A 24,074-nucleotide genomic window follows, 5' to 3' on the forward strand; every position below is an offset into this window, starting at 1 on the left:
CGGCTTTTTGCTTTATATGCTTTTGATTTCTTACTGCGTCTTTGCGAACGTATAAACAACATAAGCTGTTTTATTGCCCAATGCTACCGGCGATTTTAAAGTCATCGTAGTGCCATCGTTGGCTGCAACTACTAATTGGTAGCCTTGCGTTACTTTTTGGGCTTTGTCGCCTTCAAAAAGTTTTTTGAACTGGAATAATTGGTCGCTGCCTGCGCTGTTATTTACCGACCAGAATATTGTTTGCGAAGTACCGTCCTGTAAAGTATATGTACCATTGCCGCTATTGGTCAGTTTCCAGGTACTGCCCACAAAAGCTTGTGGCGGCGCCTGGTCAAATACGTTTTGAACTGCTTGCTGTACAATGCCCTCGTAATTAACGCTACTGATGGTCCAGGTGCCGGTAAATTTACCGCGCGACACGTTGCTTGCGCCTGTAACTGCGTTTTTTGAACTTGAGCATGCCGAAATAATAAAGGTAAGGGCTAAAACTGTTAATGATAATTGAACTAATTTTTTCATGAGTATGTAGTATCTTTCCCATGCACAAGCATAAACCCTGCCAAAGTAATGGCCGCCGCAATATTGTAGCGAATAATTTTAAGCGATTTAAGCTTTCTCCTTTACCTTTTCCAACACCTCTAAATAGTAATTCTCATACACAGGCAGTATATTAGCCAAATCAAACAATTTGGCCCGTGCCAGGGCATTTTCTTTAAAAGTTGTTAGGCGTTCTTCGTCTTCTAAAATATAAATGGATCTTTCGGCCATACCGTCTACGTCGCCTACATCTCTTAGAAAGCCTGTTTCGCCATCTATGTTTAATTCGGGCAAACCACCGGCATTTGAGCTTACTACAGGCACTTTGCAGGCCATGGCCTCTAAGGCTGCCAAGCCGAAGCTTTCAGACTCTGATGGCATTAAAAACAGGTCAGACACTGACAGGATTTCTTCCACGGCATCTTGTTTACCTAAAAAGCGTACATCGTTCCATACGTCCAGGTCGCGGCACATTTGTTCGCAGTATGAACGCTCAACACCGTCGCCCACCATTAGCAGTTTGGCCGGAATTTTCTTTACTATTTTGGCAAAGATCTTCACAACATCCTGGGTGCGCTTTACCTTGCGGAAATTGGATGTATGCACAATAATTTTTTCGCCTGATGGTGCTATTGCCTTTTTAAAATGATCCTTGGCTTTCAGGTTAAAGCGGTTTAGATCGATAAAGTTGGGGATTACCCTGATATCGTTTTCTATTTCAAAAAAGCTAAAGGTATCATTCCGCAAATGTTCAGACACCGCTGTTACCCCGTCTGATTTGTTGATAGAGAAGGTAACCACCGGTTTAAATGTACGGTCTTTACCCACCAGCGTAATATCAGTACCATGCAGGGTAGTAACCACCGGTATGTAGATACCATAGGTCATTAATATTTGCTTGGCCATAAACGCTGCTGATGCATGCGGGATGGCATAGTGTACGTGCAATATATCCAGCTTTTCGAACCTTACCACATCAACCAGCCTGCTTGCCAGGGCCAGCTCATAGGGCGGAAAATCAAAAAGCGGGTAGTTTGATACAGATACTTCGTGATAAAAAAGATTTTCAGAGAAAAGGTCGAGCCGGGCGGGCTGGTTATAGGTAACAAAATGCACCTGGTGACCGCGGTCGGCAAGGGCCTTACCCAACTCGGTGGCAACAACCCCGCTTCCGCCAAAGGTTGGATAACAAACTATTCCAATTTTCATTAATGCTGTTTAAGTCGACACTAACCAGCTGCAACTAATTGGTTGTTTTTTGCCCTGCTGATTAATTATACAAGTTTAACAGCAATTTATGGGAATAGTGTTAACCGGATGTAAAATGATTTTGGCGGATTTCGGAATTCGGATGTTCGATTTCGGAATTAAATGGTTTGGTGCGCTTCCCGAAATAAATTCGGGACAGGCAGTTCCCCTCCCTGGAGGGGGCGCGATGGATCTGTGTTGTGGCAGGGGTGGGTTCGCCGCCATGCTCAGTAGAAAAACTAAATGGTTTGGTGCGCTTAGTTCCCCTCCCTGGAGGGGGCGCGATGGATTGGTGTCGTGGCAGGGGTGGGTTCGCCGCCATGCTCACTCACCCACCGTCATTGCGAGGAACGAAGCAACCTCTACGTAGGACAATCAATGAAACTTCATGATGTTGGGACCTTACAGCCCCATGCCCGGTAACCGCAGCCCTCACCCGCCCTGCAAAGCGTTCCATTTTCCCACGCGGAACACCCCGAACGCTATGGAACGCGCTCATTATCAATCATTTTATTTTTTTAATATTTGTAATATGTTGATAATCAACACTTCCAAGTTTTGCATATTTAACATCATGAAATACGTTGACAAGCAATTAATTAACCATAAAAGGCGTTTTTTTCGCAGACTTCATCCGTAAAGCTGGAACACTTTTTATTTTAATGCCGCGCCAAATACCGCTCCCTGCCATGGCCGGGGCCAAATTTGTGGAGGTAAATGGCCATGGTTAGCTTGTCGTAGTTGTCGTACCAGGCTTCGTTAAAGCTAATGGTTTGGTTGTGGTTGAATTTTATTACAAAATTTGTGGTGAAGCCCCCCCAGGTCGGGTTAGCGCCCGAATTGCGCGCCCTATACGTGTTAATAGTATTGATATCGGCCCACTGGATAATGAACGGTTTTTTAAAAACACGGAACACCGTAATCCCCTCGTCAGCTACTGTAATGCGCAGCCATGATTTTGAAAACATAAAATAAAAAAGCCCAACCCCGGCGCATAAAAGCGAATTGGAAGCAAAACCCCCTTCCTGTTTAAAACCGCCCGAAATACAATCGTATAGCATATATCCGGTCGCGGCAAGCAAAACAGCCACCCCTAAAAAAGCCCGGATATAATAGTTGACGCTGAATGAGGAGGAAACGGGTGCCGGCATGGGGAATTTTAGAATTGCTTTTGTTACTGTTGGGTTAAAGGTAGTGAAATTGTTAAAATGAATTGGGGGTTGCCCGCTGGTAGAAGCGTGGCCGCGCTTTCTGCTCATACGCCTGCGGGCGTTAGGCGCGAAGGCCGGTATCCGCGGCAATCGCTAACCCGAGGTTGTTACTACATAGCGAGTGGGCTACCTAAACGCAGGCCACAAGCGGAACGCTTGCGGAAGCGGGGGAATTTGGGGGAAGCGGTGAAGGCACGTAGCTTCTAACTACAGGCATATTCGTCCGTAGCCACCTCACTATAGGACCAGCAGTGCCACAAAAGAATCCAATAACATTGCATGACAGGGCGTGTCACCAATAACATTATCAACATCTATTGTGTATGCGAAGAATAGGTTTTATTTTTGGTATAATAAAAAACCCCGAAGCTACGAACCTCGGGGTCCAGATGAACCATACAATTTGCTGTTGTATGTTTAGTCTGTACGTCTACCAGTCTTGCTGGACTGATTTTCAGTTATAATGAAAGGGGCGTTGCGGCTCCTTTTTCATTAGTGTAAATATACGAAGCGTTGTAATAGTTTAATACGTAGTTTCTTAACACTGGATGTGGATAATTATATTTCTACGAGAATTTCTCGTTAAGTCGGCTTAAATTATCCACAATAAAAGATTGGTAAAAGTTAGTCAATAAAGTTTGCTGCTGATTATCAGGCAATTAAGCACATGTTAATAAACATGCAAATGTTAATATTCTTTACGCTTATTGATTTGCATATCTATCTATAAATAAGACAGTTAGAATAGATTGGACGGTGTCAGATATTTTAGAACTGCGGCATTAAGTTCTTTGATATGTCATAACGCTTATAGTTGTTTTCCAAAGCAGTAACTTATCCATCGCTCTTTGCTTGGACACTTACTTGTTAAGAGTGTAACATCTAAATTAGCTTTGCTCTGTAGGGCCTACAAATAAATTTAGTTGGGAGGGGTCTTTTAAATCGCTGGTTAACACTTCCAGCGTAATGATGATGTTTTTGGGGTCATATTCAAATGTAATTGAATTGTATTTTTCATCTTTTAAAAAGTACCTAAAGCTATTTGTTTTGGAAGCCAAATTATTAATATACGGCAATAAAATACGATTTACTTCGGTCAAGGATTTTAAGTTATCTATCTCTCCTTTCTTAAATAATTGGACGACAGGTTCACTTTTCACATCAAGTTCTTTATCCTCCTCCGAAAATAAATCAGTTATTTCCGGCGTCAGTTTTATTGCTGATTGTTCTTTTGTGGCGACCAATACAACTCCGTCTTCGAAGCCCCCTCTCTTATCCCGTTTTTTATTTGCAATGTCTTCCAAGTCGCTAAGCGTCAGATTATATAACTTACACGCACCGCGTAAAACCTCCAGCACATCGGACATCTCCTCAATATTATCTTCGTTTGTACGTGCCCAATAAAACTCGTTAGCCTCTTCAACCGCTTTGCTTTTTAATAAAGGCAAAAGTTCCTCGGGTGATACTCGTCTAATTTTGACAATCTCATCATTTTCGCTAATCATCGCGGGTATTTTATCCCTCACAAGTTTATAAAATTTTTTAATATCGTAGTCCGATTGAAAAGGGTCGATGCAGCGGATATTAACACCTTTTGAATGAAAAATGTAATAGGGATGTGAAAGCATGCTGCCTTTGATATCAACTGTATAGTCGTGCTCTTTGGCGTAAGTAGCAACTTCATCGATGAACGCCATGTTTCGAAAAAGCTTAATATTCAAGTCGATAAATAAATTTTTCTTTTTAACGCTTTCCGTGGAGTTTTTTAATTTTTTAAAATCTTCCTGCGATTTGATGACAACCTTATTTTTGACCGATAAAAAATTATTATATATGGTTCCTATATCGGAAATCTCGTCTTTGGTATAAAACCAAGGTAGAATCTCTGGATAGTTGTTGCTTTTGTTGACGAAAAACATTACGTTGACAGGGTTATGCAAATGTTTAGCAATGATCTGCGTATAGTTTGCTATCGTTCGTACCTGTTCATCTGTCAATGACGGAGTCCAATCGTAATTGATGCCAGCTCTTTTCAGGTACCACATGCCCTCGCTATTAACATCAATATAATTGCTTTTGCACCTTATCTTTTTTAAGACATTTGTATCGTTTTTATTATATTCAAAAGAATCATAAGGATGATAATAAAGTCCCTCTACAATTCCCCACGTCGAATCGATTCTGACAATATGCGTGTTGGGTTTTGTAAATGAGAGCGCGCCTGCTGTTGACGGGATAAATTGATGAACTAAAAAGCAAAACTGACCTGGTTGATAGCCCAAATCAATAAACGTCTTGGTTGTTTCAAGTAAGAATTTAAGGGCCTCTTGGTGGGTGAAAATCGTATCTGTCCTTGGAGATAAATAGCCCTGGTTTATTGTTTCTGTTCTAATAACGATGGGAACAGAAAGTATTTTTTTCAGATCTGTAATAAGACTTAATTCGGTTTCCTCTTTTGCCAGACCTTCAATAACCGCTTCGTTTTCCAAAATGTAGATTGGCCAGTAAGGAAGCCGACAAGCTATAAATGTTTTGACACATTCAATTTTTCGCCAATGATTGACAGTACTATCCACTGTTTCAAAGACCTCAAGATCTACTATTTGCTCTTTGCTAACTGAAGTCTTTTTAACCTTCCATTCTGTACCCGGTTTTGTTCCGAGAAAGCTATCAGTTGCTTCATGATCAACCTGTACAAGCCACAGTTTTCCTCCATCCCAAAGCCATTCAATATGGTATACTTCAGGTAATTGACTAAAAAATGTGGCAAATTTTTTCAGATTTTTGACTGCTGTCGGATAATTTAAACTATTTTGGAGTGATAGATCAAGAACTGCAGGTTCGTCCTTTAGTAAAAAAGGGGTTGATTTGTTTGGATCTCCATTCTGGAATTCTTCCTCTAATAACCAAACGAATTTTGAGGCGTTTACACGACGTTCATTTGAAAGATGCCCCTTAGATTTTGGCCTGTGAAAAACCTGTATCAATATAGCTAATTCAAGGGTCGAATCATCTTTTTGAACCTGAAAGTCCTTGTATATTGTTTGGAGTGCTTTTCTAATTTCAGCTACATTCGGTTTACAAGATTCACTATAATACTTTCCTCTATCAACGATATTTTCCTTTACACAACTGGATCTTAGAATAATCCTTTCGTGATCTCTACGTTGAAAATATAAAGCTATGGCTGTAATTGTTTCATTATTGTTGGCGACAAAATTATCAGGATCAAGCTGCCAGTTGACATAGAATTCTGTGGAGAGAACGATGAATTCCGGAGTGAAAATGGTGTAAGGAATCAGATTGATAACCTTTTTCCCCACCAGATTTTCCTGATACTCACTTTGACTGTTTAATAGATATTTTCCGATCATACCTTTTCGATAGGCGGATTCTCAGGTTTTTTACCAGGCTCTTTTTGCGTAGCCCCAAAGAGTGTATTGGCGATTTCCGTCAATTTTGCCACAGCGGAATCAGAAAAATAACCGATTAGAAAACTTACGCCAAATACTGCGCTGCTTTTCTCCATCGCCACCGGAGAAAACAAATTGATAATTCCTGAAGACATTAACAAGATAAAGGAAAAAGCCAGCGCACCGCTAATGTGCGGCGTAAATACCCGCCATAGAAATCTATCTTGGTTCCACACATTACGGGCTACAGAATGATACAGCCATTTAGTGCTAAATAATGTGCCTCCCAAGCATCCGCCAATCCACGCATAAGAGTATTTTTTGATCACATGGGGGATACTAATCTGATTGAAAAAGTCTTGATGAATTACTATAAGAAGAACGGGAATTATGAGTATCAGAAATCCGACGTAACGCGCCTCTCGCCAAATATAAGGGAGGGCTTCGGTATCATAACGAGTGCGCCAAGAGCCTGCCTTACGCCCATCAGTCGGATCCGCAGGAGCAAAAGAAACAGTTGGCTTTATTGGGGGTTGCTCAGGCGGAATTCTGTTCTCTTCGTCTTCACTCATTATTACTCATGAAAATTTAATTTGGTATAAGCAGATCCAATATTTTCCGCCATCGGGTTTAATTTCCAATCATAGCTATTGGGAATACCTAAATAATTTGCGATCACTTTTCTAAACGTCTGACTAGGAATATTTTCCTGACATGTCATAAAGTGTTTTCCTTCCTGGTTTCTTAGATATAAATAATCGTCATCATTGACGTTATAGAATTTAACATCCTTTATTTCATCTATATTCCGCCAAGCATAATCAAGATTTAAAAAATTATCTACCCCGGCCAATAGATCAAAATCAGTAGGTACCCAGTGTAAATGGGCATAATCAACGCCGCATCCGGCAACAGAATTCTCTAAAGTTGGCCCATGTTCAAACACCACAAATTGATCCTTGTTAAATATCGGTAAAAAGCGTTGGGCAAGATGGCCAATTACTCTTTCCAATTCAGCAAAGTTCGTAAGTGATAACTGACTGAAGTTAAGATGGAATTTTCTCGGTACGATTAAAAGCCATCCTTCAATCAACGAACCAAGAGTCGGAATAACTAAAAAGTTTTCCGATTCAAATACTGGTTTATTGTAGTCTTTGCTTTCAAAAAAATTATTCCTCATATAACAAATATAACGTATAAAAAGCGAATTTTCCACGCTTTATTGTTCACAAAACTAAAGTTAGCTATGTTTAATTTTTATAAACTGTTTCCAAGGTTCTCCAGCTTGGCGCGCGCCGCGTCAGCCCAAAGTGGCTGAGCACTCGAACTCTCCTCTCGCGCTAGTATGCAGCGGTGGGTTAAAGCGGTCGGGGTACTAGTGCGCCGCGTTTAGGTAGCCATGTGATATGCAACTGCAATTATGTCCCCCCCCGTTAGCGATAGCAACGGATACCGGCCACTTCGAGGGCCTCAGTGCAGGCGCCGCGCCTAAGGCCTGCAGGCGTATGACCCTGATCTTCATCAGGACAGGGTTCCAGCGCGGGCCACGGCTTCTACCAGCCGGGGCAACGGCATCATAACAAAAAGGCTTCCTGTAATTTAATTTTTCCCTTCCAAAACCAGCCCGGCGCATGGCGTACGGATTTTCTTGTTTTAAAGCAGCCTGTGGCGGGCATAACAGCGCATAAGTAATTTTTTTCACAAAAGTGCTGACACTAATTTGTCAGCACTTTTCGCGTTTTTTAGGGTAGCAAACATGATAAAAAGTGTATTAACAGCGCAGAAACGAACTTTTTAGCTCTTTGGCACTGCTATTTACTGTTCCACCCTGTTCCTTGTGTTTCAGTGTGCACAGGAACGCAAAATTGTACTATAATACTGGTATTGGTTTACCTTATTCCCCCCGCAACCTCACCGTATGGTTCACTGCTTTTTCTACAATCCGGTTCAGCGGGTCGCCGCTGCCGGGGATGCCCACATCCAGCGCGCCGTAATTATTGAACACGTCGGCTGCTTCCTGCGGCTCGCGGGCGTCGAGGGCATGCACGGTTACGATGGTCGCGTTTTGGGCGAGGGCGGCATGGGCAGCGGCTTCGGGCGGGTTATCAAACAGGTGGTTAAAAAAATCGTTGATGCGTGCCGGGTCGCCGCCGGTATGGGTGTCAACGTTTTCTGCCTTAAACAGGTTGCCCAGCAAGTAGGATGTGGCCTGTTCGGCTATTTGAGGGTCGGGAAAAATACCGATTACTGTTATCATGCCACTAAAAGAGAATGGCGGGGGGATTTGTTTTAATTTAATGGTGGGGGGCGGTACGGTTGTGCCTTTGGGGGCGGGTAGCTTCGGAATGGAGTTTGTGAGGTTAACTTAATGTTCACCCCGCTCAATTGCCGCGGGGGCTCTGCGGGTAGCTTCGAAATATAGTTTATGGGGATTACTTAATGTTCACCCCGCTCAATTGCCGCGGGGGCTCTGCGGGTTGCTTCGAAATATAGTTTATGGGGATTAACTTAGCGTTCATCCTGCTCAATTGCCGCGGGGGCTCTGCGGGTTGCTTCGAAATATAGTTTATGGGGATTAACTTAATGTTCACCCCGCTCAATTGCCGCGGGGGCTGTTACTTTGTCTTGATACAAAGTAACCAAAAATCAAGTCAGCAGAAATGCTTCTTTGCGCACAGGGCCTTTAACGCACAAAGCCGAAAACGTTGCGGGCTGGAATTTTTTTGCCGGACTATCCTTTCCGCTTTTATACCCTGTAATGCAAAAACTTCCTATGCCCTGCCCGGCGCACAGGCCTGCAACGTTTTCGGCTTTTGCCCGAAGCCTATCTGCTGACGGTACCCATAAAAGTATCCGTAAAAATATAAAACATAAAAGCGAAGCAATGACAAAATGGTTAAGGCGGGTAAGGGCCTGACAGAAAAGCGGGCCAGGGTGTTTTGCCTGTAGCGCGGAAGCTTTTTTCTGTCTTGATCTTTTGGTTACTTTTGGATCAAGCCAAAAGTAACAGCCCCCGCGGCAATTGAGCGGGGCAAATATTAAGTGCTAAGAAGAAATAAAACTTCGAAGCTACCCGTACATCATCCTATATTTTTCAGCACCAATACATCCTATTTCCCTTTCGCCAACACCACTTTCTTACCCACTTTCCCAAAGTCGTGCTTTATATTATAATCCAGCGTGGTTGCGCTCCAGTAGCCGCAGCCCAGCAGGCGGCGGATAGTCATGATGGGGTCGTTATTATCCCGGGGCGAGGTGAGTTGGAAGGCAGCTTTGAAGCCCCGCTTGTGCAGCTCGGGCAAACCGGCGGCGTTCCATTCGCCAAAGGGGAAGGCAAAATATTTGATTTCTTTACCGGTAATTTTTTCCAGCCTTTTAGTGGGCTTATCAATTTGGGTGTACCAGTCGTTGCCCTTGTAATGCCTAAAATTGGTATGGTCCTGCGTGTGGCAGGCGATGACGTTCCCCTCGTCCGATAGTTGTTTTATCTTTTTGGCGTCCATGTAGTGTTTGTTTTTTTCTATATCCGTAGTGGTTATAAAATAAACGCCTTTAAAGCCATGTTTCATTAGCTCGGGCCGGGCCACATCCCATTGGTCGCCGTCGGTATCGTCGAAGGAGAGCATGATGGGTTTGGCGGGCAGGGGGGCGCCGGTGCTGAGGTAGTTGTACAGTTCGTCGGGCAAAATGGGGTGGTAGCCGCTATCGGCCAGCATTTTCATATGGGCCCTGAACGTTGCCGGGGGAATGATGTAATCCTTATCAACCTGCTTGTCGCTTGCGCGCCAGTTGCGTATCTGGTGATAGCATAATATGGGCACCTGTTTGCGCGCCAGGATAGCCGCGCTGTTTGCAGGCTGTGCCATTGAAATTAAACTGAAAAAACAAAATGAAGCGAGGGCGATGAGGGGTTTTAACACTTGGAAAGGGTGATTTTATAAGAGTAAAAATAGGGTATTTTTTGAGATGTAAAAGGGGATTGTTTAAAGGAAATGAAAAATAAAAAGGGCTGCAAACGCAGTTGATTTTGATTAAACACTAATCGTCACGTCATTGCGAGGAACGAAGCAACCTCTACTTAGGACAATCAATGATACTTTATGCTGGTGGAATCCTTACAGCCGCATACCAGACAAGCGCTATGCACGCCTGGTTGCTTCGAAGTTTTATTTCTTCTTAGAACTTAATGTTCTCCCCGCTCAATTGCCGCGGGGGCTAGTCCTTTTTGTCTTGATACAAAAAGGACCAAAAAAATCAAGACAGAAAAAAGCTTCCCCGCTGCAGGCCAGACTCTCTGGCCCGCTTTTCTGTCGGGCCTTTACCCGCCTTAGACACATTGTTATCGTTTCCCTCTTATGTTTAGCAAAGGCCGGGAGTTGTTTCGAAGCTTATCTGCTCACGAGACACAAAAAATATTCCCTCGTGGTCATTGCGAGGAACGAAGCAACCTCTACGCATGCAAATCAATGAAGCAAAAACTCTGTGGTGACCTGTCAGCCGCATTTAAGTCTCCACAAAATCTTGGTTCATGAATGTCCTATGTAGAGGTTGCTTTGTTCCTTATAATGCGTAATCGTAAATTGCTCATTACCAATGGCAAATCTCACCAGTTTACACATGCTTTTGTGGGTTTCCCGTCAGCAGATAAGCTTCGGGCAAAAGCCGAAAAAACTGCCGGCCTGTGCGTCGGGCAGGGCATAGGAAATTTTTGCATGCAGGGTCTGCGCGGGATGGGGTAGTCCGGCAAAAAGATTCCAGCCCGCAGTTTTTTCGGCTTTGTGCGTGAAAGGCCCAGTGCGGCAAGGAAGCATTTCTGGTGACTTGATTTTTTGGTTACTTTTGTATCAAGACAAAAGTAACAGCCTCCGCGGCAATTGAGCGGGGTAAGTTTAAGTTCTAAAAAGGAATAAAACTTCGAAGCTTCCCGCACGTCATCACATATCTTTTTCAAGATTTACCCTGATGGATACTCGCAATTACGCATTTTTAAGTCGCTGATTATCAATGAGAATTTTATCATTTTACGGATACTTTTATGGGGTGCCTGTCAGCAAATAAGCTTCGGGCGACAAAAATATTTTACGCCCCCTTACAACTCCTTCTCCATATACATCGTCCCCGGCAGGGGGTTGAAGCGATACGGTTCAATTTCGTAGAACCCGGATGCGGCGTAAAGCTGCTGGGCTTTGGTCATGCTGGCCAGGGTGTCGAGTCGCAGTTTTTTATAGCCCAGCTGTTTGGCAATTTCGCACGAGCGCTGCAGCAGGGCCGCGCCAATTTGGTAGCCCCGGTACTGGTTTTTAACATACATGCGTTTAAGTTCGGCCGTTTCATCATCCAGCTTGCGGATGCCGCTGCAGCCAACAAAGGCATCGCCGTCCATGGCCAGCAACAGCGCCCCGGCAGGCTTATTGTATTGAGTGTCGATAGTCTCCAGCTCGATTTCAAAATTCTGAAACGACAGGTCGACATTTAACGAGATCACATATTCGCGGAACAGTTGTTTACCATTTTCAAACTCTTCGGCGGTAGTCGCTATTCGGTAAGTTATTTGTTTTTCCATTGTTTATGGTTAGCAGTGCAAATTTAAGGGTATAGTCGCGGGGTGCAAAATGGTTTGGCAATTGTTTCAACTTGTTCGCCTTTGTTGCGGCAACGGTGTTACGTCCCCAACATTCAGTTAACTTTAAATTTATTTTATGTTGTTTTTGTGGCCGCCATCAGCTACCTTGTTGTGGTAATCCCTAAAATTATGAAGCCGTTATTTTTAGTTGCCTTTATATTGGTTTTCGCCAGTTGTGCCATGATGCAGTCTATCGTTAAATCAACCTTCCCCTATACCACTACGGTTACTATACCGCAAACGGATAAGCCCGGGGAAGAACACTCGGCAACGGCCATGGCAACCAGTTTCGACCAGGATTTTCGTAAAGACGGTAACAACGGCGCTAAAGTGAGTGAGGTGCGCATGGTATCGGCCAAGCTTGAGTCAAGGGATCCTTCAGATTTCAACATCGGCAACCTTACGATGGTAAAGGTCTATATGGCTAAAGCCGATGGCACAGACGAGGTTTTGGTAGCATCGCGTACCGATATTACCGCCGGCGTGGGCAACACCATGGTGCTCGATATTGATAACTCTTCCTTTTTAGATCAGCATGTGCGACAAGCACAGGTGAAAATCAGGATGGTTTACAAACTGCGCAATGCCATCCATGTTAGTCCCAGTTTGCACGTTATACTGGGATTGAGCGCATATCCTAATAGGTGAGGAGAGTCTTAAGTCGATAGTCCGGAGTCTTAAGTCAAAAACTATCCCGCTAACCTCCATGCAAAGTGCGGCGTCTTCCGGACTTTCGGACTTCCCGACTAATCAATTCGTTAAGGCAAAATTTACAGGCACACGGTACCGTACCCTTACAGGCCGCGCAAAAACCGTGGCAGGAATCCATTTGGGCGATTTTTTAATTACCCGCACGGCCTCCTTATCAAGCCCGTCGCTTACATGTTTGTTTACCTTAATATCTGATATTTTTCCGTCTTTTTCAACCACAAACTCCACTATCACTACACCCTGTATGTCGTTGCCGCGTTCGTAATCGGGATATTGTATATTGTTGCCTAAATAAGCGCTGAAAGCAGAAATTCCCCCGTTAAATTGTGGTTGTACCGAGCGCGTTTTGGCGTAGGTGGTGCTTTGTCCGTCGGCAAACTTGGCAGTGCCGCTCACCAGTTCGCCATTGGCGTAAGTTTCGGTAAAGGTGGTTTTCTCGTTTTCAAAATTCCCTTTCCATACTCCTTCTCTTTTTTCATTTTTAATACTGCCTTCCTCGGCAATATATTTAAAGGCGTTGTCGTAAAGCTTGCAATAGCCACTTCCATTTTCCGCCAGTGCGGTGCCTAATGAGTCGTAATTCGCTTTTATCGAAAAATTGTCCACAATTGGGCTATAAGCAGCGTTATCCGGATACTCTTTTACCAGGTAGACTTTGCCATTTGGGTAAAAAAGAAATTCAGTGCCGTTAGGATTCCCATTCTTATAATTTGATATGCTGTTTTTGTTGCCGTTTTGATAAAAGGTTATGCACTGCCCTTCGTACCGTGGGGGATCTATTTTTGTTGATTTGCCTACCAGCTTCGGTTTATTGTTCAAATAAAATTCAAACACATTATACAATACCGAAGCCGAGTCGGGCTCGCGCACAATGCGCAGATAGTCGGCGCTGTCGCGTGCGTCAACGTAGCGGCCGTTATTTTTTAAAAAATAAACGTTTTGGCGCTGCGCAAAGCAAATGGCCGAAAGAAATAGCGCAATAAGGGTGAATAAAGGTTTCATTATTAAAGCGGGGGTATTAGCCGCTAATTTACTTCAAAAGCTTATTATCGTTATCAGGGAATACCAAAACAGGTTCGTATTTCCGGGCCTCCTCAACTTCCATATAGGCGTAGCTCATAATAATAACAATATCGCCAACCTGTGCAAGGCGGGCGGTTGCGCCGTTAAGGCAAATGGTGCCGGTACCGCGTTCGCCACGGATGGTATAAGTTTCAAAGCGGGCGCCGTTGTTATTGTTTACAATCTGCACCTTCTCATTGGGTATAATATTAGCCGCATCCAGCAAATCCTCATCAATGGTAATGCTGCCAACATAATTCAGTTCGGCCTGCGTTACCCTTACCCGGTGAAGCTTGGATTTTAATACTTCAATTATCATGGGTGCAAAGGTAGGAAATAATTTAGTGAGTGGTAAGTGGTGAATTGTGAGTGGCATGTAAAATGATTTGCGTCACTATTTACCACTCCCGGCTCACTACCCACCAAAAAAATTTGGATATTAAAACTTAAATCTCTTATCTTCGTTTCTACACAAAGCAAGACTATGTAGGCCGCGGGCCCGTATAGTCTTGTTTGTTTTTTAAAAGAAAGCCATCGCGTCCTTCTTAAAACAAGGGAGGGCGGTTTTTTTTGGCAACCGGTTAAACAAAAATTATTAAAAATTAATTTGTGCGTTATGGCAGAGGTAGCATATTATACCAAAGAAGGTTTAGAAAATTTAAAGAAAGAATTACACGAGCTTAAAACCTCGGGGCGTACCAACATCAGCAAAGCCATTGCTGAGGCGCGTGATAAAGGCGACTTATCAGAAAATGCGGAATACGACGCCGCAAAAGAAGCACAGGGCCTGCACGAGGCCAAGATCTCGAAGATGGGCGAAATGCTGGCCAATGCCCGCCTGCTTGATGAATCGAAAATTGATACATCGAAGGTGCTGGCATTATCGATAGTTAAAATTAAAAACGTTAAAAATGGCGCCGTAATGAGCTACCAGCTGGTATCAGAAAACGAAGCCGACCTTAAATCGGGCAAAATATCGGTAGCATCGCCCATCGCCAAAGGCCTTTTGGGCAAAAAAGTTGGCGAAACCACCGAAATTACCGTTCCGGCCGGTAAAATGGAATTTGAAATAATGGAAATAAGCCGATAAGGTTTAGTCCGAAAAGTCGGGAAAGTCCGGAAGTCCGAAAGACGCTGCGGGGCTTTCCCAACTTTTCAACCTTACAACATTTCAACTTTACAACGAAAACACTCACCCCATGACCATCTTCTCAAAAATAGTATCAGGCGAAATACCGGCGTATAAAGTAGCCGAGACCATTGATTTTTTGGCATTCCTGGATATTAACCCGCTGGCCGAAGGGCATGTGCTGGTGATACCCAAAGAAGAGGTTGATTACCTGTTCGATATGGATGACGCCGTGTATACCGAACTGCAGATATTTGCCAAAATAGTTGCCACTGGTCTAAAAAAGGCTATCCCCTGTAAAAAAGTTGGCGTAGCTGTTATCGGCCTCGAAGTGCCGCACGCCCACATCCACCTCATCCCCATGAACCGGGTCGACGATATGAACTTCTCACGACCAAAGTTAACCTTCACTCCCGAGCAACTGGAAGCTACTTCGCATAAAATACGGGAAGCGCTGAAAGGGGAATGATTTGAAAATTTGATGAGGTGTTGATTTGAAGATGTATGGAATTTTCTGAACCTTGATTTACGTGATTAAAGGAGGCTCATGATAATTTGCAGGCGGCATCCTCTAATCCCAAAATCTGCTTAACCCGGTTCAGACATTATGGCATTGCCTGCGGCCCGCGCTATCCGCTCATACTGCACAGGCCTTAGTCTTCAGGCCGGTATCCACTACTATCGCTAATGCAAGAAACGTTGCAAAAAATCTCTTGAGGCTGTGTCCCCACAGCCTATCGTTAAAGGATGAATAAAACGATTTTCTTCTATTATAGCGCGCCAACGGCCCTTAAACCCGAACAATCGCATTTTAAGGTCTCACATTATCTAAAGCTCCTTCACAAACTCCGCCATGGCAGCGCCGGGGTCTTCCTGTTTCATAAAATTCTCGCCGATTAAAAAGCCATTAAAGCCTGCCAGCTTCAATTCCTTAATGGTTTGAGGGTTGCTGATAGCGCTTTCGGATACTTTTAAAAATTCCGCAGGGATATGGGGCGCTAAATCGTATGAGGTTTGTACCGATACTGTAAAGTCGGCAAGGTTTCGGTTATTTACGCCAATTGCATCGAGGTTTGGGTTAATGCTTCTTTCGAGCTCCTCCAAATTATGCACCTCCAACAACACATTTAAACCAAGACTTTTTGCCAGCGATGCTAAGGTTTCTATTTCGGCGGGGGTAAGTATTGCCGCAATCAGCAAAATTATATCGGCCCCTAATGATTTTGCTTCGATGATTTGATATTCATCTATCATAAAATCTTTCCGTAAAATCGGGATAGTATTGGCCGCACGGGCAGCAACCAGGTCGGCTTTTTTGCCCATAAAAAAATTGCGGTCGGTTAAAACCGACAGTGCAGATGCACCAGCAGCGGCATAGCCGTTGGTTACATTTTTAACCGATACCTTATCGTTAATTATTCCCTTTGACGGCGACCGGCGCTTAAACTCGGCGATGATGCCGGTGCACGCCGGGTCGAGCAGAAAATCTTTAAATGAATAGCATTCCCGGTGGAAAAGGTCTGATTCTTCCAGCTGGATATACGAAGTTCGGGCTTTGGCCCGCGCAACTTCTTTCTTTTTGTTTAGTACTATTTTATCTAAAATGTTCATAAGGCCCCAAACCCCTAAAGGGGCTTTTTTGATTTGCAAATTTGTTAATTATTATGCTAAAAACAGTAACGTGCCAGTTCGTCAGCGAGGGCGTATGCAATACGCCCCTACCTCTATTACGTTGCCGGTCTATCCACCAACCCTTTTTGCTCCTCCGCTATTCAGCGGAGGTTGGGGGGCCTTACCTCAACCAGTTCTGCATCATTTCTTTCCCAAACTCTGTCAATATCGATTCCGGGTGAAACTGCACGCCACGTACATCATATTCTTTGTGGGTTAATGCCATTAATGAGTTATCCGCCTCATCAATCGCCGTTACAGCTAAGCAATCAGGTAACGTGTTGCCATCAACCACCCAGGAGTGATACCTGCCAACTTTAAAAGTTTCGGGCAGGCCTGTAAATAAGCGCTCCTGCTTGTCGGTTACCTTTATCGGCGTCGCTATGCCATGCATCGGCTGGGGCAGGTTATACAGCTTGCCGCCAAATACTTCGGCAATTGCCTGCTGCCCAAGGCATACGCCGAAAATACTTTTTGTTGCGGCATATTTCTCAATTACCTCCAGCAATAAGCCAGCTTCACTGGGTATGCCCGGTCCCGGCGAAAGGATGATACGGTCGTATGCATCTACATCGCCGATATTAAATTTATCATTGCGCCATACCTCGCATTGCAGACCAATTTCGTTAACCAAATGCACCAGGTTGTAAGTGAATGAATCGTAATTGTCGATTATTAATATTTTGTTATCCATTATCTTATTTTTTGAAGCTCTCCCACCTATCCCGTTGTGTTTCGTACCTACGGCACGTTTATTCTTCCCTTTGTTTTTCTACCAATATTTGGCCCCGATGGGGCTGTCTGCTTGTTTTACTGCCAACTGCTTACTGGCAACTGCCAACTTTTTTAAAGTTCCTCTGCCAACTCAATCGCCTTCCTTAATGCAGCTATCTTGTTATCAACCTCCTTTAACTCGCTTTCGGCAATTGAGCCGGCCACAATGCCGGCACCGGCCTGGTAATGCAGGGTGCTGTTTTTGCTTAAAAACGAGCGTATCATAATGGCATGGTTAAAGTCGCCGTTAAAGCCAAGGAAACCGATGGCGCCGCTGTAAAAGCTGCGTTTTGTTTTTTCGTTTTCATCGATGATTTCCATAGCCCGGTATTTTGGTGCCCCGCTCAGGGTGCCGGCCGGGTAAGTATCTGCCACCACTTTGAACGACGATACACCGGGAAGCAGCTTGCCGCTTACGTGAGACACCAAATGTATCAAGTGCGAATAATATTGTACTTCCTTAAATGCTTTCACGGTAACATCGCCGCAATGGCGGCTCAAATCGTTACGGGCCAAATCAACCAGCATCACATGCTCGGCCGATTCTTTAGGGTCGTTCTCCAGCTGGCGGGCTATTTCGGCATCCTTTTCGTCATCACCGCTGCGTTTAAATGTTCCGGCAATCGGGAATATGCTGGCTACCTCATTTTTAACGGTTATCTGCGCCTCGGGCGATGAACCGAATATCCTGAAGTCACCATAGTCAAAATAAAATAAATACGGCGATGGGTTAATCGACCGCAATGCCCTGTACACATTAAATTCATCGCCTAAAAACTTCTTAGAAAAACCGCGCGACGGCACGATCTGGAACACATCGCCCCGGTAAATGTGCTGTTTCATTTTCTCCACCACAGCCATAAATTCTTCTCCGGTCAAATTTGATTGCTCAGCGTCCTTGCTTTCAAAACGGTACTCCGGGAAGTTTTTATTGCGGATAAGGTCGGCCAGTTTTTCGAGGCCATTGTTATCCGCTTCGCCTTCGGGCTGGTTATGGAAAATGTACAATTCGTTTTTAAAGTGATCGATGGCGATAATATACCGGTAAATATGGTATTGCATCACCGGGATCTTGCGGCTGGTATCGGCACTTTCCTTCAGTTTGATGGTTTCAAAATGCTCAACGGCTTCGTGCGTAAAATACCCGAATATCCCGTTCGAAATAATTTTGCCCGGATAGGGAACTGTATCGAAGCTGCCAATAAAATCGTTTATTTTACTGATCAGGTCGAAATCGCCGGGCGCGTAATTGTCTTCGCTTTTATCAGGGTAGCTTACTTTAAGCGCACCCTCGTTTAAAACAAAGCCGCTTATCGGTTCGCAGCAAACATAGCTCACGCTGTTTTCGCGGCTGTGGTAGTCCGAGCTTTCCAACAGCAACGAGTTGGGGAACACATCGCGCAGGCGCAGGTAAATGCTTACCGGGGTAGTGGTATCGGCCAGTAGCTTTTTATGCGTTGTTATTATTTTATATTTCTTCATACAGTTTAAAAATGTCCTTAAAACAAAAAACCCAGCGAATGAGGTTCGCCGGGTTTCCTATTAGGTTTACAATTGATTAATCGTTCAGATCAAAAACTTTACCGGCTGCCAAATTTAATTGGTGCCACCAGCTATTTATATGATTGATTTTGAACATTACGGTCACAAATTTATAAAGAAAATTGAATTGACAAATTTTTTCTGCATTTTTTTATGATTGTGAACCTAAAACAGGCAAATGCCCGGCCATAATGGTGCCCACAATTACTAAAAACGCTATGATATAGAATATTGCAATAGTACGGTGCTTGCTCTCGGGCAGGATAATCTTTTTTGATTTGCTGTGCCCGATAGTGATTAAAACAATGGCTATTACCATCCCCACCCAGTGTTCAACCGAAAAATAACGGGTTACGTTATCCTTCATCGTGGTGCTATCAAAATGCACCAAAGGGCTAAAATAAAGTAGCACAATACCGATAAGCAATTGGGTGTGGGCCGATATCAGCGCGAATAAATTGATTTTGCGGTTTGTTTCGGTATATGGCTTTTGACCGAGCCACCCCAGCAGCGACTGAATGATAGCGACCAGCACCAGCAAAAACACAATGTACCTAAAACCGGAGTGCAACTGTTTAATAATAACGTAAGTATCCATGGGAATAAAAATTTATTCGAATATACGTTTTTAGTATTAAGTGCGGCGTATTGGATCTTAACTCAGGAAATTAAACACGAATAACCTAATAACTCTCACTCATCGGCGGTATGCCTTTCTCGTCAGATATGTCGGTGCTTTTTTTTTGTTTTTTTTCAAAAAGCACCTTCACCTTATCCCAAAGGCCCAAAACAACATCTTCAGATATAAAATGAGATGCCTTTTGAGAAACCAGGCCAACGAGTGTTTTTACCAGGAACCCCGAATTGCGAAAAATGGTTTTATTAAGTGCAAAGGGCAATACGAATCGCGAGATCAGCCCAACCAGATCCTGGTCGAAAAAGCTGGTGCTTTTGCCTTCGGGGGTAATAGAACGGGGGAATAGCGTGCCCAATGTAGATATGGTAGCCGAAAAGTTTCTAAACCGCTGACCAATAGCCACGCTTTGTTGCTGCTGTACTTCTTTAAGCCGATAAATTTCGCCCCTTAAATCGCTAATGTTTCTGATAGGTGAATCCATTTGGCTTATTGGTTTTTAAATATCTTTTGGATAAATGCATTTACAATCGGCTTTTCGATAGCGCGTTTATTATACTTAATAGCCAGGGCTATTATTAAGTATATAATGGCCACGCACCCAAATCCAATCCAGTCGGCGCCAAACAGATACGCTAAATAAAAAGCAAGGGTAAAACTGGCAAAAACAAACGCCAGTACCATCGACATTACAACTACCACATCGGCAATAAGGCTGGCTGCAATTGAAGTTCCGCCTTCAATGGCCTGGTATTTTGCCAGCTTAATACGTGTTTCGGCGTAATCTAAAAGCTGTTCGATAATTGGTTGTGGAGGGGTCTCTTTTTCGGGTTCCATAAGGCATTATAGTCTTTAGTCCTAAGTCCCAAGTCTAAAGTCTTAGGTCAAAAAAATTAAGACTTTAGACTTTAAACTTACGACTAATGACTTATTTATGCGTGTTCCAAATCGTCCTGGTACTCTTCTTCGGCGCTGCTTATTTTTGATTTGATGTTGCCAACAACTTTATCTTTTAAACTCATCAGGTTTTCAATTTCGGCCGATGCTGTTTCTTTTATCGAGTCGCCAAGGTTTTTTAATGAATCGGCAAGCTTATCACGTGTTTCAGTCCCTTTATCCGGAGCAAATAATACACCTAAAGCTGCCCCAGCCGCCAGCCCTACCAGCAAAGCGACTACTACTTTTGTGTTATCGTTCATATACTATTAATTTTTAAGTTGACTAATTGTTTTGATTTTGATTAAATATATTCCTTTTTGTTACTGCTTAGTTCATGGTTGATGGTTCATAGTTCGTAGCAGTTTGCTTGTTGCGTATGTTATTTCAGCGGTAGCTAAAGCAAATTTAAGCTATTTTTTTGGCCCTTGAACTATCATCCATGAACATTTCCGGCCATGAACTATGAACCATCAACCATGAACTCCTCAACTTTCTCATCCATCCGGTCCGGTCCTTATCCGCTCCAGCCTGTCGGCGGCAAGGCGGTTGGTTTCGTATATTTCCAATAATAACAAAAAATACGACAATAGCAGCGGCCCAAATACCAAGCCAAGGATTCCAAACAATGGTATACCTATAAAAACACCTATAATTGATATTATGGGGTGCGTGTTGCCCACCCGGCGGTTTATAATCACCCTTAAAACATTGTCGACGTTACCGATAAACAACAACCCAAATGCCATTAACGACACACCTTTTAAGGTGTGGCCACCGGCGATCAATATAATACCAAAAGGGATGGTTAAAGTCGGTGCGCCTACCACTGGCAAAAAAGATATAAATACACCAATTACACCCCAAAAAATAGCGTCAGGCAAGCCGAAGGCATAAAAGCCCATGCTTAATAAGGAGCCCTGCACTAATGCTATTAAACCCTGGCCCAACACATTTGAGTAAGTGGCATTGCGCAAAGCAATGGCAAATTTTATAGCATGCTGCTCGCGGAAGGGAGCGTATTTTAATAAGGCTGCTTCAAACTCATGTATCTGGGTAAACATAAAATACATCAGGAAATACATCACCAGCAATACCAACAAAATATTTGCTGCGCTGCCTAAAATAGACGGGAACAACTCCGTCGCATAAGCACCTAATTTCTGTAGCGTATTTTCGGCAATGTGCGGCTGGTTAAAGTTGTAACCGGCATAATCGTCAATTTTATCGACCCACTCCTGCAGGTTGAATGATTCCTTATTTATACTGCCGATTTTGCCTACTACCATAATACTCAGGCTCATCATCGGGATGATGATAACAATCAGCGAGGTGAAAATTATAAGTAAAGCTACCAGCGATTTGTTCCAGCCTTTTACTTCAACCAGGTGGAGGTATATAGGCCTGAATATGGTGAAAAATACGATTGCTCCTAATACCGAGCTAAAAAGACTGGTTAGCGCATATAATAAAAAGCAGCCCAATATAATGATGGCTGTAAGTATGATATTATTGCGCTGTTTATAGTTAAAAACTGACATTAAGGCCTAAATTACACCTATATAACGTAATGGCTGTAAAATGTTTTGGGGAAGGAAGAATTTAATTGGATAGGAGTTCGAAAGTCGGAACAATCCGAAAAGTTGGCGAAGAGCGAAAGATTAAATGAACAATATACTGGCAGCGTGTTTTCTACGCAACCGGGTTGAAACCCGGCGCTACAATATGGGCCGAGCCGATGGCTCTGTAAAAATCTTCAAAATCAGGTTTGAGTAACGTCGGCGCAGCCAGGGGTTGTAAAATCAGTGCAGCGTCTTTCGGACTTTTCCGACTTCCTGACTACTCCGCCTCTCTTAACAACGTATCAATTTTAGCCGAGCTTAATGATATCGAATCAAGGTAAAAAATACAATCGGGGGTAAGGTCGGGGATTTCGTAGCGCAGCTGCTCAATGGCCAGTAAAATATTCGAAAGCTGATTTTTTACATCATGCTTAAGCGCCCGCAGTGGTTCGTTATTTGCTGATACTGCGGATTGTTTGTTTTGAACTTTGGCAGCTGCTTTCATGTCACTTAATATTAATGGCCTTCATTTTATTATACAAAGTTTTGCGGTCGATGTTTAATATCTCGGCGGCCCTAGTTTTATTAAAATTAACTTCCCTTAACACTTTTAATATCGTTTCGTACTCGGCCTCAAGGGCGGCATTTTTTAAATCGTGCCTGTTCTCCTTTATCTCGTGCATCTCTGCCACAGGCGAATAATCATAGATGGGCGCCTTAAAGTTTGATATCTCCAGCGGCAGGGTTTTCATGGTTATTTCGTTACCCTCTGTTAACAGGGTGGCGCGGCGTACAACATTTTTCATCTCGCGGATGTTACCCTGCCAGCGGTAGTTCATGAAGCATTCGATAACTTCGGGCGAAAATGTAGTAACATTGCGGCTGAGCTCCTGGTTGGCCATCCTTAAAAAATGATCGGCCAGCAGCATAATATCGCCGCCGCGCTCACGCAGTGGCGGTATAAAAATGCTGAACTCGTTAAACCTATGGTATAAATCTTCGCGGAACTTGCCTTTTTGTATACCATCCTGCAAATTCTCGTTGGTGGCTATTATAATACGGACATCCAAATTAATTTCTTTGGTGCTGCCTATGCGTTTTACTTTGCGTTCCTGTACGGTACGAAGTAATGCGGCCTGTATTTCGTAACTCAGGTTGCCTACCTCGTCTAAAAACAAAGTTCCGCCATTGGCCATTTCAAAGTGGCCTATTTTGGTATACAAAGCGCCGGTAAACGAGCCTTTTTCGTGGCCAAAAAATTCGCTTGCTGCAAGTTCTTTGGTAAGCGAACCGCAATCCATTGCTATAAAGGGTTGATTATAGCGCGGGCTGCTGAGGTGTATGCTTTTAGCAACCGACTCTTTGCCCGTACCGCTTTCGCCCAAAATAATAACACTGTAATTGGTCGGGGCAACCAATTCAATCTGGCGGGCCAGTTCTTTTGATACTTTGCTGGTGCCTGTTACAAATTCGTTATTAAATGCCTGCTTTTTATTTTCGCGGCTTGAGGTGCTTGGCTTATCGTAACCTGCGGTTTCTGATTCTTTATCTTCAACCAAAGCATGATGTGTGTCTATAGCTTTGGTTATGGTATTTAAAATTTCATCTGGATATAGCGGCTTTGTGATGTAATCGTAAGCCCCCATTTTTATCAGCTCCACAGCCATCTTGATGTCCGAGTAACCTGTAATAATAATAACCCCGGTTTTAGGGTATTGCGTTTTAATGTTTTTAAGCATTTCGCGGCCATCGGTATCCTCCAGCCTGAAGTCACAAAGTACAAGGTTAAAGTTCCCGTTTTTAAGGTACTCCATACCAATTGTACCGGTTGAGGCCGTAGTAACATCAAAGCCATTGCGCGCTAAAAATTTTGACAGTAATAACGCAACGTTTACTTCATCATCAATGATGAGAATTTTCTTCATAATGCAATAACAGTTTACTATAAAAGCGGCTTTTTTAAGCGTTGATTAAACACGCTGGTTCGCTAATTTATAAATTTAATTCCATCATACGTTTAT

26 protein-coding genes are annotated in these 24,074 nt (G+C 43.5%); 4 read left to right on the forward strand and 22 right to left on the reverse strand.

What is annotated here, in order from left to right; genetic code table 11:
* Window positions 1-30 precede the first annotated feature (30 nt).
* From Q0R52_RS09770 to Q0R52_RS09810, 9 genes are all read right to left on the reverse strand, one after another.
* On the reverse strand, window positions 31-519 hold the full coding sequence (locus tag Q0R52_RS09770) for a hypothetical protein (protein WP_295794370.1): 489 nt from the start codon (window positions 517-519) through the stop codon (window positions 31-33).
* An 87-nt stretch (window positions 520-606) separates the two neighbouring features.
* Window positions 607-1,746, reverse strand: a complete 1,140-nt coding sequence (gene bshA / locus Q0R52_RS09775; protein WP_295794373.1) for an N-acetyl-alpha-D-glucosaminyl L-malate synthase BshA — start codon at window positions 1,744-1,746, stop codon at window positions 607-609.
* A gap of 698 nt (window positions 1,747-2,444) precedes the next feature.
* Window positions 2,445-3,044, reverse strand: a complete 600-nt coding sequence (locus Q0R52_RS09780) for a hypothetical protein (protein ID WP_295794374.1) — start codon at window positions 3,042-3,044, stop codon at window positions 2,445-2,447.
* Window positions 3,045-3,883: 839 nt separating this feature from the next.
* On the reverse strand, window positions 3,884-6,370 hold the full coding sequence (locus tag Q0R52_RS09785) for a nucleoside triphosphate pyrophosphohydrolase (protein WP_295794376.1): 2,487 nt from the start codon (window positions 6,368-6,370) through the stop codon (window positions 3,884-3,886).
* Window positions 6,367-6,981, reverse strand: a complete 615-nt coding sequence (locus tag Q0R52_RS09790; RefSeq protein WP_295794377.1) for a hypothetical protein — start codon at window positions 6,979-6,981, stop codon at window positions 6,367-6,369. Before Q0R52_RS09790 ends, Q0R52_RS09785 begins: the two co-directional genes overlap by 4 nt.
* 2 nt (window positions 6,982-6,983) lie before the next feature.
* A complete protein-coding gene (locus Q0R52_RS09795) occupies window positions 6,984-7,589 on the reverse strand; it encodes a hypothetical protein (RefSeq protein ID WP_295794379.1) in 606 nt (201 codons plus the stop codon).
* 195 nt (window positions 7,590-7,784) lie between these two features.
* Window positions 7,785-8,111, reverse strand: coding sequence for a hypothetical protein (locus tag Q0R52_RS09800; protein ID WP_295794381.1), 327 nt, complete (start codon window positions 8,109-8,111; stop codon window positions 7,785-7,787).
* A gap of 192 nt (window positions 8,112-8,303) precedes the next feature.
* A complete protein-coding gene (locus Q0R52_RS09805) occupies window positions 8,304-8,666 on the reverse strand; it encodes a hypothetical protein (protein ID WP_295794383.1) in 363 nt (120 codons plus the stop codon).
* Between the two features lie 853 nt (window positions 8,667-9,519).
* Entirely contained in the window at window positions 9,520-10,275 is a 756-nt protein-coding gene (locus Q0R52_RS09810; RefSeq protein ID WP_295794384.1) for a polysaccharide deacetylase family protein, read from the reverse strand.
* A 666-nt stretch (window positions 10,276-10,941) separates the two neighbouring features.
* On the opposite strand from Q0R52_RS09810, the gene Q0R52_RS09815 reads away from it, so the two are divergent.
* Window positions 10,942-11,148 (forward strand): hypothetical protein, encoded by a 207-nt coding sequence (locus tag Q0R52_RS09815; protein WP_295794386.1) that lies wholly within the window; start codon window positions 10,942-10,944, stop codon window positions 11,146-11,148.
* A 350-nt stretch (window positions 11,149-11,498) separates the two neighbouring features.
* On the opposite strand, the gene Q0R52_RS09820 is transcribed toward Q0R52_RS09815, so the two are convergent.
* Window positions 11,499-11,972, reverse strand: a complete 474-nt coding sequence (locus Q0R52_RS09820; RefSeq protein ID WP_295794387.1) for a GNAT family N-acetyltransferase — start codon at window positions 11,970-11,972, stop codon at window positions 11,499-11,501.
* Between the two features lie 189 nt (window positions 11,973-12,161).
* On the opposite strand from Q0R52_RS09820, the gene Q0R52_RS09825 reads away from it, so the two are divergent.
* Complete coding sequence (locus tag Q0R52_RS09825) at window positions 12,162-12,680, forward strand: hypothetical protein (RefSeq protein WP_295794390.1); 519 nt, start codon at window positions 12,162-12,164, stop codon at window positions 12,678-12,680.
* Between the two features lie 102 nt (window positions 12,681-12,782).
* Here the strand turns inward: Q0R52_RS09825 and Q0R52_RS09830 are convergent, their stop codons facing one another.
* Window positions 12,783-13,745 carry an energy transducer TonB gene (locus Q0R52_RS09830; protein ID WP_295794391.1) on the reverse strand — a complete coding sequence of 321 codons (963 nt, stop codon included), beginning with the start codon at window positions 13,743-13,745 and terminating at the stop codon, window positions 12,783-12,785.
* Window positions 13,746-13,773: 28 nt separating this feature from the next.
* On the reverse strand, window positions 13,774-14,124 hold the full coding sequence (gene panD, locus Q0R52_RS09835) for an aspartate 1-decarboxylase (protein WP_295794393.1): 351 nt from the start codon (window positions 14,122-14,124) through the stop codon (window positions 13,774-13,776).
* A gap of 297 nt (window positions 14,125-14,421) precedes the next feature.
* Here panD and greA point away from each other — a divergent pair, with 297 nt between their 5' ends.
* Window positions 14,422-14,895: a transcription elongation factor GreA gene (gene greA / locus Q0R52_RS09840; RefSeq protein ID WP_252792169.1), complete on the forward strand. Its 474-nt coding sequence runs from the start codon at window positions 14,422-14,424 to the stop codon at window positions 14,893-14,895.
* 109 nt (window positions 14,896-15,004) lie between these two features.
* Complete coding sequence (locus Q0R52_RS09845; protein ID WP_252792168.1) at window positions 15,005-15,403, forward strand: HIT family protein; 399 nt, start codon at window positions 15,005-15,007, stop codon at window positions 15,401-15,403.
* A gap of 359 nt (window positions 15,404-15,762) precedes the next feature.
* On the opposite strand, the gene trpC is transcribed toward Q0R52_RS09845, so the two are convergent.
* The 10 genes from trpC to Q0R52_RS09895 all read right to left on the reverse strand — a co-directional run bounded on the left by trpC (window position 15,763) and on the right by Q0R52_RS09895 (window position 23,978).
* Entirely contained in the window at window positions 15,763-16,545 is a 783-nt protein-coding gene (gene trpC / locus Q0R52_RS09850) for an indole-3-glycerol phosphate synthase TrpC (protein ID WP_295794396.1), read from the reverse strand.
* A 181-nt stretch (window positions 16,546-16,726) separates the two neighbouring features.
* Window positions 16,727-17,299, reverse strand: a complete 573-nt coding sequence (locus tag Q0R52_RS09855; RefSeq protein WP_295794397.1) for an aminodeoxychorismate/anthranilate synthase component II — start codon at window positions 17,297-17,299, stop codon at window positions 16,727-16,729.
* Between the two features lie 152 nt (window positions 17,300-17,451).
* Window positions 17,452-18,861, reverse strand: a complete 1,410-nt coding sequence (locus tag Q0R52_RS09860) for an anthranilate synthase component I family protein (protein WP_295794398.1) — start codon at window positions 18,859-18,861, stop codon at window positions 17,452-17,454.
* A 211-nt stretch (window positions 18,862-19,072) separates the two neighbouring features.
* Complete coding sequence (locus Q0R52_RS09865; protein ID WP_295794399.1) at window positions 19,073-19,519, reverse strand: cytochrome B; 447 nt, start codon at window positions 19,517-19,519, stop codon at window positions 19,073-19,075.
* Window positions 19,520-19,604: 85 nt separating this feature from the next.
* Window positions 19,605-20,039, reverse strand: coding sequence for a hypothetical protein (locus Q0R52_RS09870; RefSeq protein ID WP_295794400.1), 435 nt, complete (start codon window positions 20,037-20,039; stop codon window positions 19,605-19,607).
* A gap of 5 nt (window positions 20,040-20,044) precedes the next feature.
* A complete protein-coding gene (locus Q0R52_RS09875; RefSeq protein WP_295794401.1) occupies window positions 20,045-20,392 on the reverse strand; it encodes a phage holin family protein in 348 nt (115 codons plus the stop codon).
* A 95-nt stretch (window positions 20,393-20,487) separates the two neighbouring features.
* Entirely contained in the window at window positions 20,488-20,754 is a 267-nt protein-coding gene (locus Q0R52_RS09880) for a YtxH domain-containing protein (RefSeq protein ID WP_252792160.1), read from the reverse strand.
* A 234-nt stretch (window positions 20,755-20,988) separates the two neighbouring features.
* A complete protein-coding gene (locus tag Q0R52_RS09885) occupies window positions 20,989-22,032 on the reverse strand; it encodes an AI-2E family transporter (protein ID WP_295794402.1) in 1,044 nt (347 codons plus the stop codon).
* 298 nt (window positions 22,033-22,330) lie between these two features.
* Window positions 22,331-22,558 carry a hypothetical protein gene (locus tag Q0R52_RS09890; RefSeq protein WP_295794403.1) on the reverse strand — a complete coding sequence of 76 codons (228 nt, stop codon included), beginning with the start codon at window positions 22,556-22,558 and terminating at the stop codon, window positions 22,331-22,333.
* A gap of 1 nt (window position 22,559) precedes the next feature.
* Window positions 22,560-23,978 (reverse strand): sigma-54 dependent transcriptional regulator, encoded by a 1,419-nt coding sequence (locus tag Q0R52_RS09895; RefSeq protein WP_252792157.1) that lies wholly within the window; start codon window positions 23,976-23,978, stop codon window positions 22,560-22,562.
* Between the last annotated feature and the right edge of the window lie 96 nt (window positions 23,979-24,074).

The sequence above is a fragment of the Mucilaginibacter sp. genome, assembly GCF_025359345.1.
Classification (GTDB): Bacteria; Bacteroidota; Bacteroidia; order Sphingobacteriales; family Sphingobacteriaceae; genus Mucilaginibacter.